Genomic DNA, 16,491 nt, shown 5'->3' with positions numbered 1-16,491 from the left:
TTTTTTTTTCTTTGCTAAAGATTACGGTTAAATTGTGACTTAAATTCTTTTAATAAGTCCAATTTTAATATTATTTCTTATAAGAAAACAATAAATATTTCCCCAACATGAAGAAGGTAACATTCCTTTTTGTAGCGTTATTAACCTTATCGCTAACAACTCAGGCACAAGACTCTTGTAAGGTATGTAAACCTTACAAATGGGAAGTTGGCATTCCACTCGGCGTAAACCAATACTTTGGTGACATGCACTGTAGCAAACCTTATGCATCTGCTAATAGCATTATGATTGGTGCATTTGTGCGTCGCCACATTAACGATTACTTTGCTGCACGTGCCCAAATACTCTTTGGCCGTTTAGCTGGTAATGACCTTGACCAACCAGAAGGAAGATGGGACTATCGTCGTTTGAAGTTTTCATCACCTCTAACAGAACTATCCCTATTAGGTGAATTTTATCCTTTAAAAGAAAGAAAATATACTTGTGATGGTACATTCCGCAGAACACTTTCTCCTTATTTATTTGGGGGTGTTGGTGTGGCTTTCACAAATCCTACAGTTGTCGCTCAAAATGCTTCATTACAAGACGATGATCCTCGTAAATATGTAATGGCTCGTTTATTTGACCAAGACCAAGCAAACTTGAAAAAAGCAGCATTGGTTTTACCTTTTGGTGTAGGTTTGAAATATAATGCAGCTGAAAGATGGACTATCGGTGCTGAAGTAGGTTACCGCTATGCCTTCTCTGATTATTTAGATGGTACGAAGCTTTCAACAACAGCATTAGGAACAGGTACAGCACTTGAACCAAACGGAAAAGCTTATAATGATGGTTACTTAGTAGCAAATCTATTAGGTTCTTATCGTTTTGGTGATAAAGATGGTGATAAAGACGGTGTAGTTGACCGTTGTGATGCTTGTCCAACTGAAAAAGGTTTACGTAAATTCCAAGGATGTCCAGATACTGATGCTGACGGAATTCCTGATAAAGATGATGCATGTCCTACACAAGCTGGTCCGATGGCATTGAAAGGATGTCCAGATACAGACGGTGACGGTATTGCAGATAAAGATGATGAGTGCCCTACTCAAGTTGGTACAGCAGCATTGAAAGGTTGCCCTGACCGCGATAAAGATGGTGTTGCAGATAAAGATGATGCTTGCCCAGATGTAGCCGGTGTAAAAGCATTGAAAGGTTGTCCAGATTCTGATGGTGATGGTATTGCAGATAAAGATGACGCTTGTCCGAATGAAGCAGGTACAGCTTCATTGAATGGTTGCCCAGACACAGACGGCGATGGCATAGCTGATAAAGACGATGCTTGTCCAACTGTAAAAGGTGTAGCTTCTGCTAAAGGTTGCCCTGACCGTGATAAAGACGGCGTAGCTGATGATAAAGATAAATGTCCAGACTTAGCAGGTTTAGCAACCAACGATGGCTGTCCAGAGGGATATGTAAATGGTGTGTTAGCAAGGGGTTATAGAACGGCAAGTGGTTGCGAAATTTCTAAATCAGAACTTGATGAATTAACTTTCGCAGCACAAGGAATCGAATTTTATAGTGGAACAAACAAATTGAAGCCATCTTCATACAAAAAACTTGACAGAGTTTGTTCATTATTGCAAAGATGCCCAGATAGTATCTTACACATCTCAGCATTTAATGATGGTGCAAGCAACGCAACAAATCTTCGTTCAGCGAAACTTCGTGCATGTGCAATTTATGCTTACTTCTTGAAGAAAAAATGCATCAGCAAAGCTCGTATGACGTATGATGGCCAAGGCGATGAAGACCCAAAAACAGAGTACACTACGCCTGATGGCAAAAAGACAAATACTCGTGTTCAATTCCAATTGAGATAATAATAGAACAATTTTTTTAAATTGTTTAGAAATAAAAAAGAGCAGAAACCCTAGGTTTTTGCTCTTTTTTATTGTCATTTTATTTCAATACTTTTGAAGTAATATTTAACATAAACTTTAAACGCACGAATGAAAAACTATTTTTATCTCATTACATTCTTTTTATTTTGCACACTGGGAACCTTAAAAGCCCAAACAGTAAACCTTACACCACAAGAGTTTATCGCTAAAGTAAAGACTACCAAAGACGCCCAACTACTGGATGTTCGTACACCGCAAGAATGGGAAGCGGGCAAAATTGCCTCATCAAAATGTATTAATTATAATGATGCTAATTTTAAGCAGCAGATAGAAAAGTTAGATAAAAATAAACCTGTTTTTGTTTACTGTGCCGCTGGCGGACGCAGCAGTAAGGCAGCTCCAATATTGCAACAAGCAGGTTTTAAGTATATTTATAACTTAACTGGTGGAGGCTATAAAGATTTAGCCAATGCTGGAGTGAAATAATCTTTCACCACAAAGGCACGAATTACACAAAGTTTCAAGGAGAATATACTCTGTGTCTCTTCATGTAATCCGTGCCTCTTTGGTAAGAACTTTACTATTTCTCAGAAAGTAGTTTTAATAAAATGGCATTCGTCCAACCATATCCATTTTGAACAGGATATTTTGCACCAGCTATTTCTTCATAGACATTATATTTATCAAGCATTTTACCAGTAGATTTATAAACTTTAAGATTATTGGCAATCCAATTTTGTTTGATTCTATTGGCTAAATCATTAAAACCATAGTTTCTAAGGCCTTGAATGGCTAAATATTGAAGTGGAGCCCAACCATTGGGAGCATCCCATTGTTGACCAGTTTTGCTAAGCGTTGTTGTGAGTCCGCCTGCTTGTAAGAATTGTGTTTCCAGTATTTTGGCCACTTTTTCTGCCTGTGTTTGGCTCGCTAATTTGAAAAACAATGGATATACCGCCGCCAAAGAATAAATACCTGTCTGTTTTCCAACTACAAAATCGTAGTCGAAATAGAAACCTGTCGACTCATTCCAGAAGTATTTATCAAATACTATTTTACGTTTGTTAGCTAGCTGTCTCATGCTTTGAGCATATTCGGTTTGGTTATTTGCTTCATAAATACTTGCAAGCGTAAGTTCTAAATCATATAAGATAGCATTTAGGTCAACTGGTAAAATATCAGTTGTGTGAATAGTTGACATATTTTGACCATCACGAAGCCATCTACTCGAAAAATTCCAACCTGATTCGATACCCGAACGCAAATCACGGTAAACTTGATTGGCTTTTCGCCCACTTATTTTACTAGCAAAGAGTATATCTTCTCGATATGCTTCTGGACGTGGAGTGTCATTGTCATCAAAGTAACGATTTAATACATCATTTTTGCCAACAAACACTACTTTTCTATAAGCTTTTTCGCCTTTTTTACGAGCTTCATTTTGTTTTTGAGCATCATCAGTGCCTTTATCTACCGACATCCAATATTGATATTCCTTCTGTATTTGCGGTAAGGTTTTGATAAGTTTATCTTCAAAACCTTTCGTTTGTGCCAAAATTTTTACCATAGAAGCAAAAAATGGTGGTTGAGAACGGCTAAAATAATAACTACGATTGCCAGTCGGCACGTGTCCATAATCTTGAATCAGTTGGGCAAAGTTCAAGACCGTGTTCGCCATTAAAGTATCTTTACCTGCGGCTTGTAGGCCTAACATCATAAAATAATTGTCCCAATAATAGGTTTCGCTTGCTGCTCCACTTTGAACAAGATAGGGCTTAACTAAAGGAACAAGCGTACCCGAAGATTCCTTCGTTTTTCTAGTTAAAACACTCCATATTTCATTGATATGTTCTTGCGGAGAAAGTTTTACATTGCTGACATATTTAGAATTGGGCGAAGAAAACGTAAAGTTTTCCATGACAAAACGCTTCAAATTGAAATTTGGCTTCGATTTTTCTTCCTCATATCGCTTCAATACTTCTTCTACCTTTCCCTTTGGGCTCGCATCGGCAAATGTTTTAGAATCGGGGAATATCGCTTTTAGTTGTACTTCTTTGAAAAGCTCACCAAATTCTTCATCGGGCGATTTATACACCTTTTTTGAAACCGAATCTCCACAAGCTAATATCACCACTGTTAATCCGAGCGTTAAAACCGATTGCTTCAAAAACTTTGTTGTCATTCTATTCGTTTAAAATTTGTGTTACGTATTTTCTAAATTTTGTCTAAATAATATATAATCTTTGCCGTTGAATAATATTCAATAGCAATCTTTATTCGAAAAGTAGTAATTTCGTATAGCTAATCAGCTAAAAATAGTGTTTATATATAAAAGCAGTTCTTCGAATTGCACCACCAATAATAGTTAGACATGAAATTTATCAAAATAGTTTTAGGTTTATTTCCTTTTTTAGCCTCTGCACAAACTGAATTAGTGGTAGCCTCCAATTGCTCTGACACTAAATATACCTTTTATCGTCAAGGACTTAAGGAACAAGAAGTTTCTAAAACCTATGACGTTTCTGGCAAACTTTTGAAAGAATTTAAGTCTTTTTCGAGCAAAAATACAGGTAATTATTCGGAAGAGTATCTCTACACTTATGATATTTCTGGCAAAAATAATTCTATTACTTACAAGAGAAACAATGAGGTTTTGAAAGTAACTAAAAAGGAATATGATGCTAAAGGACAAGTTTTGAAAGAATCGGTAAGTAAAGGTTTAAATTTGCTTTCAAGTAATACATTATCAAATGACGGTACAGAAAAAGTAGCGATCTTCTTTGCCGAAGATGGTAAAACGGAAGCTTTCCGTGAGGTGTCAACTTCAAATGCAAAGGGTCAAGTGCTTTCAAAAATTTTAAAAGACCAATCGGGGAAAGTGCTTATTTCTGATTTAAAAACTTATAATTCGCAAGGAAAACCTACGCAAGAAGTGCATTTCGATGCTACGGATAAAACAACTACACAAACTGATTATGTGTATGATGCGAAGGGGCTTTTGCTCCGAGATAAAACTTTAAGAAATAATGAAGTTTTTGCCGAAACCAAATACGCTTATGATGAGGCTGGAAAATTAGCTCAAAAAACACGTATTAATGGAAAAGGGCAAATAGATTATTATTTTACATACGAATACGATGTTAAAGGACAAATGACCAAAGAAAATTATTTTTATAACAATGAAGTAATCGCTATTCGTACTTTTGAATATGATTTGAAGGGGAATAAAATTAAAGAAATATACTCCGATAAATCAGGCAATGTAAGTATGTATAAAACTTGGGAATTTGCTTGTAAATAATAAAGAAAGACAAAAACAATCATAAAAATCTGATAAATCATAGTTTAAGATGGTCGCTGAAAAAATTGATTATGTTGCCGAAATTGCTCGGTTGAAAAAAGAAAAAAATGCTGTTTTATTGGTTCATTATTACCAAATCCCTGAGATTCAAGATATTGCCGATTATATTGGCGATAGCTTAGGACTTTCGCAACAAGCAGCCAAAACTGATGCCGATATGATTGTTTTTGCAGGTGTTCGCTTCATGGCAGAAACAGCAAAGATTCTTTCACCAAATAAAAAAGTGGTTTTACCAGATTTTAACGCTGGTTGTTCGCTCGAAGAATCCGCTCCTTATGCGGAATTTAAAGCATTTAAAGACCAACACCCTGACCATATTGTCATTTCTTATGTAAATTGCTCGGCTGAGTTAAAAACACTGACTGATGTAGTTTGTACGAGTAGTAATGCGGTAAAAATCGTTGAAAGTTTTCCGAAAGACCAAAAAATAATTTTTGCTCCTGATAAAAACTTGGGCGGCTACATCAATCGAGTAACTGGCCGAAATATGTTGCTTTGGGATGGTGCGTGTATGGTTCATGAGACTTTTTCAGGAAAAATGATTACCGACCTCAAGGCTAAACACCCAACTGCTGAAGTAGTAGCTCACCCGGAAAGCGAAGAATCGGTATTGAAATTGGCTGATTACATTGGTTCAACCACAGGATTACTCAAACACGTAATAAATAGTTCACAACAAGAGTTTATTGTGGCTACTGAATCGGGAATTTTACACCAAATGCGTAAAGCGGCTCCACAAAAGAAATTTTATGTAGCCCCAACTTCAAAAAATGGTCATTCTTGCAAAGCTTGCTCAGATTGTCCACACATGAAGCTGAACACACTCGAAAAACTTTACTTATGTTTAAGAGACGAAACGCCTGAGATTATCCTTCCAACCGAAATGCTTGATGATGCTCGTAAACCAATCGAGCGAATGTTGGAGCTTTCGGCTAAATTTGGCTTATAATAATCAAATAGATATAATATTGAAGGGTGGGATGTAAATCTCACCCTTTTTTGTTTGCAAGAAAATACCAATTTCTTGAACGAGCAAAAACTAGTCAAGTCTTAACAATACAGAAATTTGTGATAAATTTGTATTTCAAAAAACTAAAACTGTAAATAGTTAGTTGATAATGAGCTAAGTGACAAGCTAAAAACTATTACCAGTGCTATTTTATTTATAAAAAATTTTCATGCTTTACCCCCAAAATATTGAACAAAAGTTAGGCTTTGATAAGATTCGTGAACATATCGCCGAGCAGTGTATTAGTTCGCTAGGCCGAGCTTTTGTTGAAAAAATAAGATTTTCCGACGACTTTAAAATCATCGACCGATTGATTCGACAAGCCGCTGAATTTAAACTCATTCTTCAAACTGAATCAGATTTTCCAGAGCAAAACTATATTGACGTAAGCGAGGCTCTTTCTCGTGCAGCTATTCAAGGAGCTTTTGTAAGCGAAGAACAATTTTTTGAAATCAAACTTTCGCTCCGAACGATTCAACAAATCATTCATTTCTTCAAAAATAAAGAAGAACACATCTATCCAGAACTAAAAACATTGGTCAATAATTCATTGCCAGTTTCGGAAGATGGAAAGAGCGGACTTGATGGTTGGGCCTCTGTTATTTCGCAAATTGACAAGATAATAGATGAAAGGGGAAGGGTTAGAGATAATGCCTCACCCGAGTTGATGGATATTCGGCGTCGATTACTTTCTGAACAAAGCGACCTACGTAGAACACTAGAACGCATACTCCGCACCGCCCGAAACAGCGGTTGGATTGGCGATGACATGTCGCTTACGATTCGTGATGGTCGCATGGTAATTCCAATTTTGTCTGAACACAAACGCAAACTGAAAGGCTTTGTGCATGATGAATCTGCTACTGGACAAATGGCATTTATTGAACCTGCTGAAGTTTTAGAAGCCAATAATGAAATCAGAGAATTGGAATCTCGTGAACGTCGTGAGATTGTAAAAATTCTCGAGCGTCTAACCGATTTCATTCGTCCGCATGTACCCGCCTTACGTAAAGCCTATCTTTTCCTCGGCATCATTGATTTCATACGAGCAAAAGCTAAGTTTGCCTTAGAGATTGATGCCACTGCTCCATTTTTGGTTGATGGACAAGCCCTTGAATGGTATCGTGCTAAGCACCCTTTATTGCACTTATCTTTCCGAAAATTGGGTAAAGATGTTATCCCACTTTCAGTAAAAATAAATAAAGACAATAGAATTGTTTTGGTTTCGGGCCCCAATGCAGGGGGAAAATCTGTGATGCTCAAAACCATTGGTTTGGTGCAATACATGGCACAATGTGGTTTATTGGTACCAACCTCGCCTGATTCGAAAGTAGGTGTTTTCAAAAATATTTTCATTGATATTGGTGACGAGCAAAGCATCGAAAACGATTTGAGTACTTATAGTTCGCACCTAACGAACATGAAGTATTTTGTCAATTTTTCGAATAAATTCACGTTGTTTTTAATTGATGAGTTCGGAACTGGTACGGAACCAAGTTTGGGAGGAGCCATCGCCGAGTCGATTCTTGAACAATTATTAAAATCAAATGCTTTTGGGGTAATCAATACTCACTACACCAACCTCAAGGTATTTGCTGATAAACACAATGGCACTATCAATGGAGCCATGAAATTCGATGCTGAGCATTTAGAGCCGCTCTATGAGCTTGAAATCGGAAAACCGGGTAGTTCGTTTGCTTTAGAAGTAGCTCAAAAAATTGGACTATCGAAGCAGATTGTCGATAATGCTAAAAGGAAATTGGGTACGCAACAAATTGATTTTGAGAAACTTATCAAAGAACTTGAAATAGAACGCAAGGTTTTCTCAGAAAAAAACAAAGAGTTTATAGAGAAGAATCAAAAACTTACGGCAACGCTCGAACAATATAATGGCTTAAAGAATTTCTTGGAAATTGAGAAAAAGAAAATCTTAAATGAAGCCAAAGCCCAAGCCAAGGAGTTATTGAAGGAGGCGAATCGTAAAATTGAAAATACCATTCGTGAAATAAAAGAGGTCAAAGCCGAAAAAGACCTCACGAAGCTTCTTCGACAAGATTTGCAAGAATTCGAGCAAAAAGAGCTCAAAGTTCAGAAAGTTGAAGAAACCAAAGCTCCAGCGGGCGAGGAATGGGAATTGGGTGTTGGAGCCATAAATCTAGGCGATTACGTTCGCATCAAAGGTCAGCATACCATTGGTGAAATTATTGCTATTAAAGGCAAAGATGCGGAAGTGGCTATTGGAGCACTCAAAACTAATATCAAGCTTAATCGCTTAGAGAAAATGAGTAAAAAAGAGTTCCGTGAAGCTACTAAAGAAACACCTAAAGCTAAGATTTCGGGCATTGATATGAACGAAAAAATGATGAATTTTAGCTTTAATGTTGATTTGCGTGGCAAACGAAGTGAAGAAGCACTTGGAGAAGTAGATAGCCTCATGAATGATGCAATTATGCTGGGATATCCTGAGTTGAGAATCGTACACGGTAAAGGTGATGGAATTTTACGAACACTTATTCGTCAACACCTCCGAAACTATAAACAAGTGGCTGGCGTAGCCGACGAACACGCCGACCGAGGTGGACAAGGTGTGACGATTGTGAAGATGAAATAAATAATAGCGGCAGGGTTTATACCTTGCCGCTATTTTGTTCTAATATAATTTATTTCAGCTTTTACGTTTTCCAGTATTTTTTCGGTTCTTTCGGGGCGTGCGTCGGTGATAAATACTTGCCCGAAAGTCTGATTATCAATACTTTCTATTAGTTTTTGAATACGACGGTCATCAAGTTTATCAAAAATATCATCTAAAAGTAAGATAGGTTTCACTTCTCTTAATGCTTCGAGCATTTCAAATTGAGCTAACCTCAAAGCCATTACAAACGATTTTTGTTGCCCTTGTGAACCAAATTTTTTAACAGGATAACGGTCTATTTCAAAAACATAATCATCTTTATGAATCCCCTTGGTGGTGCGTTGGGCTTTTACGTCGGTCTGACGATTAAGTCTGAATTCTTTCACAAAATCATCACTTGCCACTTCCGACTCATAAATAATTTCAACCTCTTCACGTCCTTCGCTTAGAATTTGGTAATGTTTTTTAAAAATGGGTAGAAATTTCTTGATAAACTCTCGGCGTTGCTCAAAAATTCGAATGGCTAATTTTACCAATGGATCGGAGTAAGTATCGAGTAAATCTTGGTCAAGAAAATTTCGTTCGTAAAAAATTTTAAGAAGACTATTTCGTTGCTCCAATAATTTGTTATATTGCTGATAATCAGACAAGTAAATGTTGTCCATTTGCGATAATACACCATCAAAAAAACGTCTTCTGCCTTCGCTTCCATCTTTAATCAGTTCCGTATCATCAGGTGCTATTAAAACTACAGGAAACTGCCCAATGTGGTCGGACAAACGTTCGTAAGGCTTCTTATCGTGCAATAATACTTTCCTTTGACCTCTTTGTATCGAACAGGTAATTTGATGTTTCTTACCATTTTTATCAAAAATTCCGTCAACCATCATCACATCAGCATCATGATTGATATTGAGAGCATCTTGGCTATGGATCGAACTTTTACTTAAAGCCAAAAAATAGACAGCATCAAGTAAATTGGTTTTTCCACTGCCATTTTCGCCCACAATACAGTTTACGTGCTTCGAAAAAGAATGATTGGCCTCTTCGTAATTTTTGAAATTTGATAAGTAGATTTTTTCTAAATACATCGGAGCAAAAACAACTTTGGAGGTTGTCCTACAAATTAGTCCGAAATTTAGGCATTTTTCACTAAAGTTTGTTTTATTTGTAGTTCTAATACTTACTTAACCTAATTTTATTTGATGAATAAGAGCACCCTCATCTATTTTATAGCAGCTGTAGCGGCTACTGGTGGCCTTCTTTTTGGCTTCGATACAGGCGTTATTAATGTAGCCCTTCCATCGCTTAGAGCGAAATTTAATCCATCACCCGAAACCGAGGGTCTTATTGTAAGTGCTGTATTATTTGGAGGAATGGCAGGCCCCTTTATTAGTGGCCCACTAACTGACCTTCTCGGACGTAAAAAAATTAACATTATTGCCTCATTGGTTTTTGTGGTAGGCTCTATCATTACGGCAATTGCTCCTACGGTTGATTACCTAATTATTGGTCGCTTGTTTTTAGGTTTAGCCATTGGAATCGTGGCTTCTACTGTTCCGCTTTACTTAGCCGAAATTGCTCCAACCGAAAAGCGTGGACAACTTGTTACGTTTTTTCAATTAGCCATCACAATCGGAATCTTACTTTCCTATGTAGTTGGCTATTTCTTCGCCGAACAAGCCGATGGATGGAGAAGTATGTTTTGGACAGGCTTTATTCCTGCCGCTATTCTGATGGTGGGAATGTTTTTCGTGCCAGAAAGTCCACGCTGGTTAATTGGTAAAGGTAGAGATGCCGAAGCTCTTGAAGTGCTGAACAAATTGCGTACGCCAGAACAAGCCCAAGCAGAAGTTGCACAAACCAGACAAATTATTGAAGACGAAAAGCATAATAAGGGAGATTGGAAAATGCTTTTTAGCAAGCGTTTACGTATTCCATTATTCATCGGAATTGGTATTTTCTTTATTCAACAGTTTTCGGGTATCAATGCCATTATATATTTTTCGACCGATATATTCAAGAATCTATTTCCAGATGGTAAAACTGCGGAGTTAGCAACCGTTGGTGTTGGAGTTATCAACACGTTATCCACATTCTTGGCAATCATGATTTTGGATAAGTTTGGCAGAAAACAAATTCTTTACACAGGTCTTATCGGTACCGCAATTTGCTTAGGAACAGTGGGTTTAGCTTTCTTTATGAAGGATTCTCTTAGTCCAGAGCTTAGTAAGGTGATGCTTATCGGAGGGGTATATGTATATATTATCTTCTTTGCAATAAGTCTCGGACCATTAGGTTGGCTCTTGATTTCAGAAATTTATCCACTAAAAATCAGAGGCTTTGCTTCAAGTATGGGAAGCTTCAATCACTGGCTTTTCGATGCAGGTGTTGCCTATTCATTCCCAATTTTGGCGGCTACTTCGCTCGGCACGAATGGGGGTATATTTGCGATTTATATGGTGGTAGTTTTACTTGGCTTACTCTTCGCCAAATACATAGTTTTCGAAACGAAAGGCATGAGTTTAGAGGAAATTGAGAAAAGATATAACTAAAATAAACATAGAGTATTGATCAGAAAGAGCTTGGTATAAAAAACTAAGCTCTTTCTGTTTGTAGTAGGCTTGCATTTTCAAACAAATTGTAGAAAATTGCAGAATATTTACTTCATCCCTTCATTTTTGTCTGTTTTGGAAGTTTGACAAAAATGATAAAAACAAAGATACCATGAAAAACCTACTTACCATTTGCGTTTTATTCATTGCCAATTTGACTTTTGCTCAGCACAAAGAAATCATCAAAACCGATAAAGCTCCTGTTCCGATTGCTCCTTATAGCCAAGCCATAAAATCTAATGGTTTTGTATTTGTTGCTGGTCAAATCGGCCTCGATCCAGCCACTCGAAAACTCGTTGAAGGAGGTTTTGAAGCCGAAACGGTAAGAATCATGGAAAACATCAAAGCCATTTTAGAGGCAGCAGACTTAAAGCTTAGTGATGTGGTAAACACTACGATTTATATCAAAGACATCAATAATTTTGCTAAAGTGAATGAAATATACGGGAAATATTTCACGGGCGATTTTCCTGCACGTACTACCATTGGTGTAGCAAATCTACCCGGTGGGGCTAATATAGAGATTGCGGTGGTTGCTGCGGTTTCACATCAAACTCGTCGTAAATAACAACGAAATCATCGCAAAATCGGGGCTTATTAGCTTATTTTAATGCACTTTTCCTATCAAAATTAATATATTTGTTTTTTTACTAACCCTTCATCATGCTTTATGAGAAAACTATCAGTATTAGGTAGAGCGTATAGAGTAAGCGAACTCCTTTTCGCTTCACTTTTAATTCTTCAAGCATTATTCTCGTTTGCCCAGCAAGGTGGCAATCAGTTTAATGCGAATACCCGTTTTGAACAAATGGGAACCGAGCTTCCAACGCCAAACACTTATCGCACAGCTTCAGGTGCACCAGGCAAAGATTATTGGCAACAAAAGGCTGACTACGATATCAAGGCGGAGTTAGATGATGTCAATCAAAAAATTATCGGTACCGAAGTTATCACTTATACTAACAAATCGCCTGACGAGTTACGTTATTTGTGGTTACAACTTGACCAAAACCTTTTTGAGAAAAACTCAATTAATGCCATGACTAAAACTGGCGGAGTTGACCCTCAAGGAATGTCGTTCAATGCCCTTCAAAACGTAAATGCTCCGTCATCAGTTTTTGGTGGTATTTCGGGAAATAAAGAATACGGTTATAAAATTACAACCGTAAAAGATGCCAAAACTGGTGCAGACCTTAGATATACCATCAATAATACCATGATGCGTATTGATATTCCAGTTACATTGAAACCGGGTCAGTCTTATTCTTTCCGCATTGATTGGAACTATAATATTACAAATTACTATGGTCGTTCGGGTATGGAATATTTCCCGAAAGATGGCAATTACAACTACTTCATTGCACACTGGTTCCCACGTATGGCGGTGTATGATGATGTAAATGGCTGGCAACACAAACAATTCTTGGGTCAAGGTGAGTTTACACTTCCTTTCGGAGATTATAAAGTAGAAATCACGGTGCCTAACGACCACGTTGTGGGTGCAACAGGTGAATGCCAAAACTACGATAAAGTATTAACGCCAGAACAATTTAAACGCCTTCAACAAGCGGCTAATTCAAAAACTCCTGTATTAATCGTATCGCAGGCTGAAGCAGAAGCGGCAGAAAAAGGCAAGCCAACGGGCAAGAAAACTTGGATTTATAAAGCATCGAACGTTCGTGACTTTGCCTTTACCTCATCTCGTAAATTTATCTGGGATGCTATGCAAACAGATGTTTACAACAATGGCCGTAAAATTTGGAGCATGTCATTCTATTCAAAAGAAGGAAATCCACTTTGGGGACAGTACTCTACTCGTGTAGTTGAGCATACTTTAAGAAGCTACGGAAATCGTACGGTTCAATATCCTTATCCAGTAGCTATCTCTTGTCATGCAACAGCAGGTGGCGGTATGGAATACCCAATGATTTCATTCAATGGTGGTCGCCCAGAGCCAGATGGTACTTATTCAGAAGCTACTAAAGCAGGTATGATTGGCGTGATTATCCACGAAGTTGGGCACAACTTCTTCCCGATGATTGTAAACTCTGACGAGCGTCAATGGTCATGGATGGATGAAGGTTTGAATACTTTCTGCCAATATTTGGCTGAACAAGAATGGGATAGAAATTTCCCTTCTCGCCGCGGAGAACCACAATACATTGTGCCTTACATGAAAACCGATAAATCTCAGCAAGTGCCAATTATGTCGAGTTCAGATAATATCATGGCATTTGGTCCAAATGCTTACGCTAAACCAGCAACTGGTTTAAATATTTTGCGTGAAACAGTGATGGGTCGCGAATTATTTGATTATGCATTCAAAGAATATGCACGTCGTTGGGCATTTAAGCATCCAACACCAGCCGATTTCTTCCGTACAATGGAAGATGCATCGGGCGTTGACCTTGATTGGTTTTGGAAAGGATGGTTCTATGGAGTTGAACCTTCTGACCAAGATTTAGCAGAAGTAGAATGGTATTCACCAGACAACCAAGACCCAATTGCTAAAAAAGCTGCCGAAAAAGCAGATGCCGAAGCAAAGAAACAAACATTAAGTAATATCCGTAATAAAACAGATATTAAGCAAACCGTAGTAGAAGCTGATTCTACCATGCGTGATTTTTATAACTCTTATGATAGATATGCTGTTACGGCTGCCGATAAACAAAAATCAGAGCAATATAAATCAGGCCTTTCAGAAGATGAACGTAAATTGGTTGATTCAGGAATGAACTACTATGTTTTGAAAGTAAAAAACAAAGGTGGTTTGCCAATGCCAGTAATCTTGAAGTTAGATTATGAGGATGGTACAAATGAGATTATAAGAATCCCTGCAGAAATCTGGCGTTTGAATGATAAAGAAGTGAAGAAAACAATTCCGACAACGAAGAAGGTTACGAAGTTTACCCTTGACCCATTCTACGAAATTGCCGATATCGATACTGAAAACAACTCATTCCCACGTGAGCCAGAAAAACCAACAAAGTTCCAAGCATTTAAGCAAGGGTCGTTCCGTCCACAAGGACAAAACCCAATGCAACAGGCTAAACAGAACCAACCTGCAGGAACGCAAACAAGTGGTAAAAACTAATTAAAGTAGTTTCAATAAACAAAAAGCCCCGAAATAGGATTCTACTTCGGGGCTTTTTGTTTTAAGCGGACTGTTGACCGTAAACTGTTGATTTTTTACATAACAATCTCTTTCTCAGTCATTATCGTAAGCACTTCTTCATCCATCAAGCGAGTAGCCAAACCTTGTGTTTTTGGAATTTCATAATGGAAGAAATACTTCATAGTATGTATTTTACTTTCATAAAACTCAGTATCGTCGTTTGAAGTAATTAGTTTTTGTTTGGCAACCACCGCTTGCTTCAGCCATTGCCAAGCCACTACATTAAGGCTAAACATTTCCATGTAAAGTGTAGCGTCTGATAAGAAACGCTCAACATCACCTGTTCCCGCAATACTTAGTAAATGCATTGTTACTTTCTGCAATCTTTCACCTTCATCTTTCAATAAAAGTGCATATCGCTTTAATTCATCAAATTGTAAAGCTGCCATCACAGTTTTTCCAACCTCTTTTGTCAAAAGCATGGTAGCTTTTCCACCGGCCATCGGAACTTTTCGGCCTAACAAATCTTGCGATTGAATACCCGTTGTTCCCTCGTAAATTGGTGTAATACGAATATCTCTATAATATTGTTCTACTGGAAAATCTTCAGTAAAACCATAACCACCGAAGCATTGCACAGCATCAGAAGTTGCTTTCATGCCATATTCACAAGGAAACGTTTTGGCAATTGGTGTAAGCAATTCGAGCATTAAATGAGCATTTTCTTTTTCTTCTGGGTCGTCAGAAGCTTCCGAAAGGTCGAAAAACTTAGATGTTTCAAGTAAAAGCGACAGAGAACCTTCTACCACTGCTTTCTGAAACAACAACATTCTTTTTACATCGGGGTGTTGAATAATCGGAATTTGTGGAGCATCAAGGGCATGTTTTTGATTGAGTCGGCGGCTTTGAGGGCGTTCTTTAGCATATTCGAGCGAAGCATAATAAGCTGCTGAAGCAATAGAAGCTCCAGTAATTCCAACGCCAATTCGAGCCTCATTCATCATCTGAAACATGTAATTCAAGCCTTTATTTGGTTCGCCCACTAAATAGCCAATACAGTCATCATTTTTATCGCCAAAGCCTAAGTGCATGGCAGGCACACCCTTCTGACCTAATTTATGGTAAATTCCCATTGATGTCACATCGTTATCTGTACCATCCAATCTAAATTTCGGAATCACGAATAAAGAAATACCTTTTGTGCCGAGTGGAGCACCTTTGATACGTCCTAAGAATAAGTGAATGATATTATCAGCGGCATCGTGGTCTCCAGCAGAAATAAATACTTTCTGGCCCCTAATTTTATAAGTGCCATCTTCAAGCGGTTCGGCGGTTGAAGTAATATCTGAAAGCGAGCTACCTGCTTGCGGCTCTGTCAAACACATTGTACCTTGCCACTTGCCCGAAATCATATTTGGAATGTAAGTATCCTTTAACTCTTGCGAGCCAAAGCTGGCAATCAATCGAGCTGCACCAGCTGTAAGACCAGTAAACATCATCCCGTTATTGGCTGCCATTAAGATATAGCCCAAAATACTCGTAATTGTCACGGGCATTTGAGCTCCACCATCTTCGTAGTCAAAATCAGCTCCGATGATTCCAGATTCCCCTAAAGCTTTCAGATAATCTTTGATAGCAGGATGAACAGTTACCTGACCATCTTTTAATTCGGGTTGATTTTTATCTACATCTTTTACAAACGGAAACATCAGATTATCAGCTATTTGAGTAGCTGCATCAATGGTCATATCGAAAGTTTCTTTCGTGTGGTCGGCAAAGCGAGTATGCTTTGTAAGCGACTCTGCATCGTGAACTTCATAGAGTAGGAAGTCAACGTTTCTTTTATTAAAAAAATGATTAGCCATTGCCTTAAATC

General features: G+C 37.9%; 11 protein-coding genes. 8 read left to right on the top strand and 3 right to left on the bottom strand.

From position 1 onward, the window contains the following. Positions 1–107 precede the first annotated feature (107 nt). Positions 108–1,862 (top strand): DUF6089 family protein, encoded by a 1,755-nt coding sequence (locus EMTOL_RS07625; RefSeq protein ID WP_015028698.1) that lies wholly within the window; start codon positions 108–110, stop codon positions 1,860–1,862. A 129-nt stretch (positions 1,863–1,991) separates the two neighbouring features. Next, positions 1,992–2,369, top strand: a complete 378-nt coding sequence (locus EMTOL_RS07620) for a rhodanese-like domain-containing protein (RefSeq protein ID WP_015028697.1) — start codon at positions 1,992–1,994, stop codon at positions 2,367–2,369. A 94-nt stretch (positions 2,370–2,463) separates the two neighbouring features. Here the strand turns inward: EMTOL_RS07620 and treF are convergent, their stop codons facing one another. After that, complete coding sequence (gene treF / locus EMTOL_RS07615; RefSeq protein WP_015028696.1) at positions 2,464–4,065, bottom strand: alpha,alpha-trehalase TreF; 1,602 nt, start codon at positions 4,063–4,065, stop codon at positions 2,464–2,466. Between the two features lie 189 nt (positions 4,066–4,254). Here treF and EMTOL_RS07610 point away from each other — a divergent pair, with 189 nt between their 5' ends. The 3 genes from EMTOL_RS07610 (at position 4,255) to EMTOL_RS07600 (ending at position 8,864) form a co-directional block, all read left to right on the top strand. Next, positions 4,255–5,184 (top strand): hypothetical protein, encoded by a 930-nt coding sequence (locus EMTOL_RS07610; RefSeq protein ID WP_015028695.1) that lies wholly within the window; start codon positions 4,255–4,257, stop codon positions 5,182–5,184. 49 nt (positions 5,185–5,233) lie between these two features. Next, entirely contained in the window at positions 5,234–6,193 is a 960-nt protein-coding gene (gene nadA, locus EMTOL_RS07605) for a quinolinate synthase NadA (protein WP_015028694.1), read from the top strand. Between the two features lie 229 nt (positions 6,194–6,422). Next, positions 6,423–8,864, top strand: a complete 2,442-nt coding sequence (locus EMTOL_RS07600; RefSeq protein ID WP_015028693.1) for an endonuclease MutS2 — start codon at positions 6,423–6,425, stop codon at positions 8,862–8,864. 29 nt (positions 8,865–8,893) lie between these two features. On the opposite strand, the gene recF is transcribed toward EMTOL_RS07600, so the two are convergent. Further along, entirely contained in the window at positions 8,894–9,976 is a 1,083-nt protein-coding gene (recF, locus tag EMTOL_RS07595; protein ID WP_015028692.1) for a DNA replication/repair protein RecF, read from the bottom strand. Positions 9,977–10,090: 114 nt separating this feature from the next. On the opposite strand from recF, the gene EMTOL_RS07590 reads away from it, so the two are divergent. From EMTOL_RS07590 to EMTOL_RS07580, 3 genes are all read left to right on the top strand, one after another. Beyond that, positions 10,091–11,440: a sugar porter family MFS transporter gene (locus EMTOL_RS07590; protein WP_015028691.1), complete on the top strand. Its 1,350-nt coding sequence runs from the start codon at positions 10,091–10,093 to the stop codon at positions 11,438–11,440. 172 nt (positions 11,441–11,612) lie between these two features. Then, entirely contained in the window at positions 11,613–12,068 is a 456-nt protein-coding gene (locus tag EMTOL_RS07585) for a RidA family protein (protein ID WP_015028690.1), read from the top strand. Positions 12,069–12,170: 102 nt separating this feature from the next. Next, a complete protein-coding gene (locus tag EMTOL_RS07580) occupies positions 12,171–14,594 on the top strand; it encodes a M1 family metallopeptidase (RefSeq protein WP_015028689.1) in 2,424 nt (807 codons plus the stop codon). Positions 14,595–14,689: 95 nt separating this feature from the next. Here the strand turns inward: EMTOL_RS07580 and EMTOL_RS07575 are convergent, their stop codons facing one another. Then, on the bottom strand, positions 14,690–16,480 hold the full coding sequence (locus EMTOL_RS07575; protein ID WP_015028688.1) for an acyl-CoA dehydrogenase: 1,791 nt from the start codon (positions 16,478–16,480) through the stop codon (positions 14,690–14,692). Positions 16,481–16,491 lie beyond the last annotated feature (11 nt).

Source organism: Emticicia oligotrophica DSM 17448, assembly GCF_000263195.1.
Taxonomy (GTDB): Bacteria; Bacteroidota; Bacteroidia; order Cytophagales; family Spirosomataceae; genus Emticicia; species Emticicia oligotrophica.
This window is presented reverse-complemented; position numbering and strand designations above follow the sequence as displayed.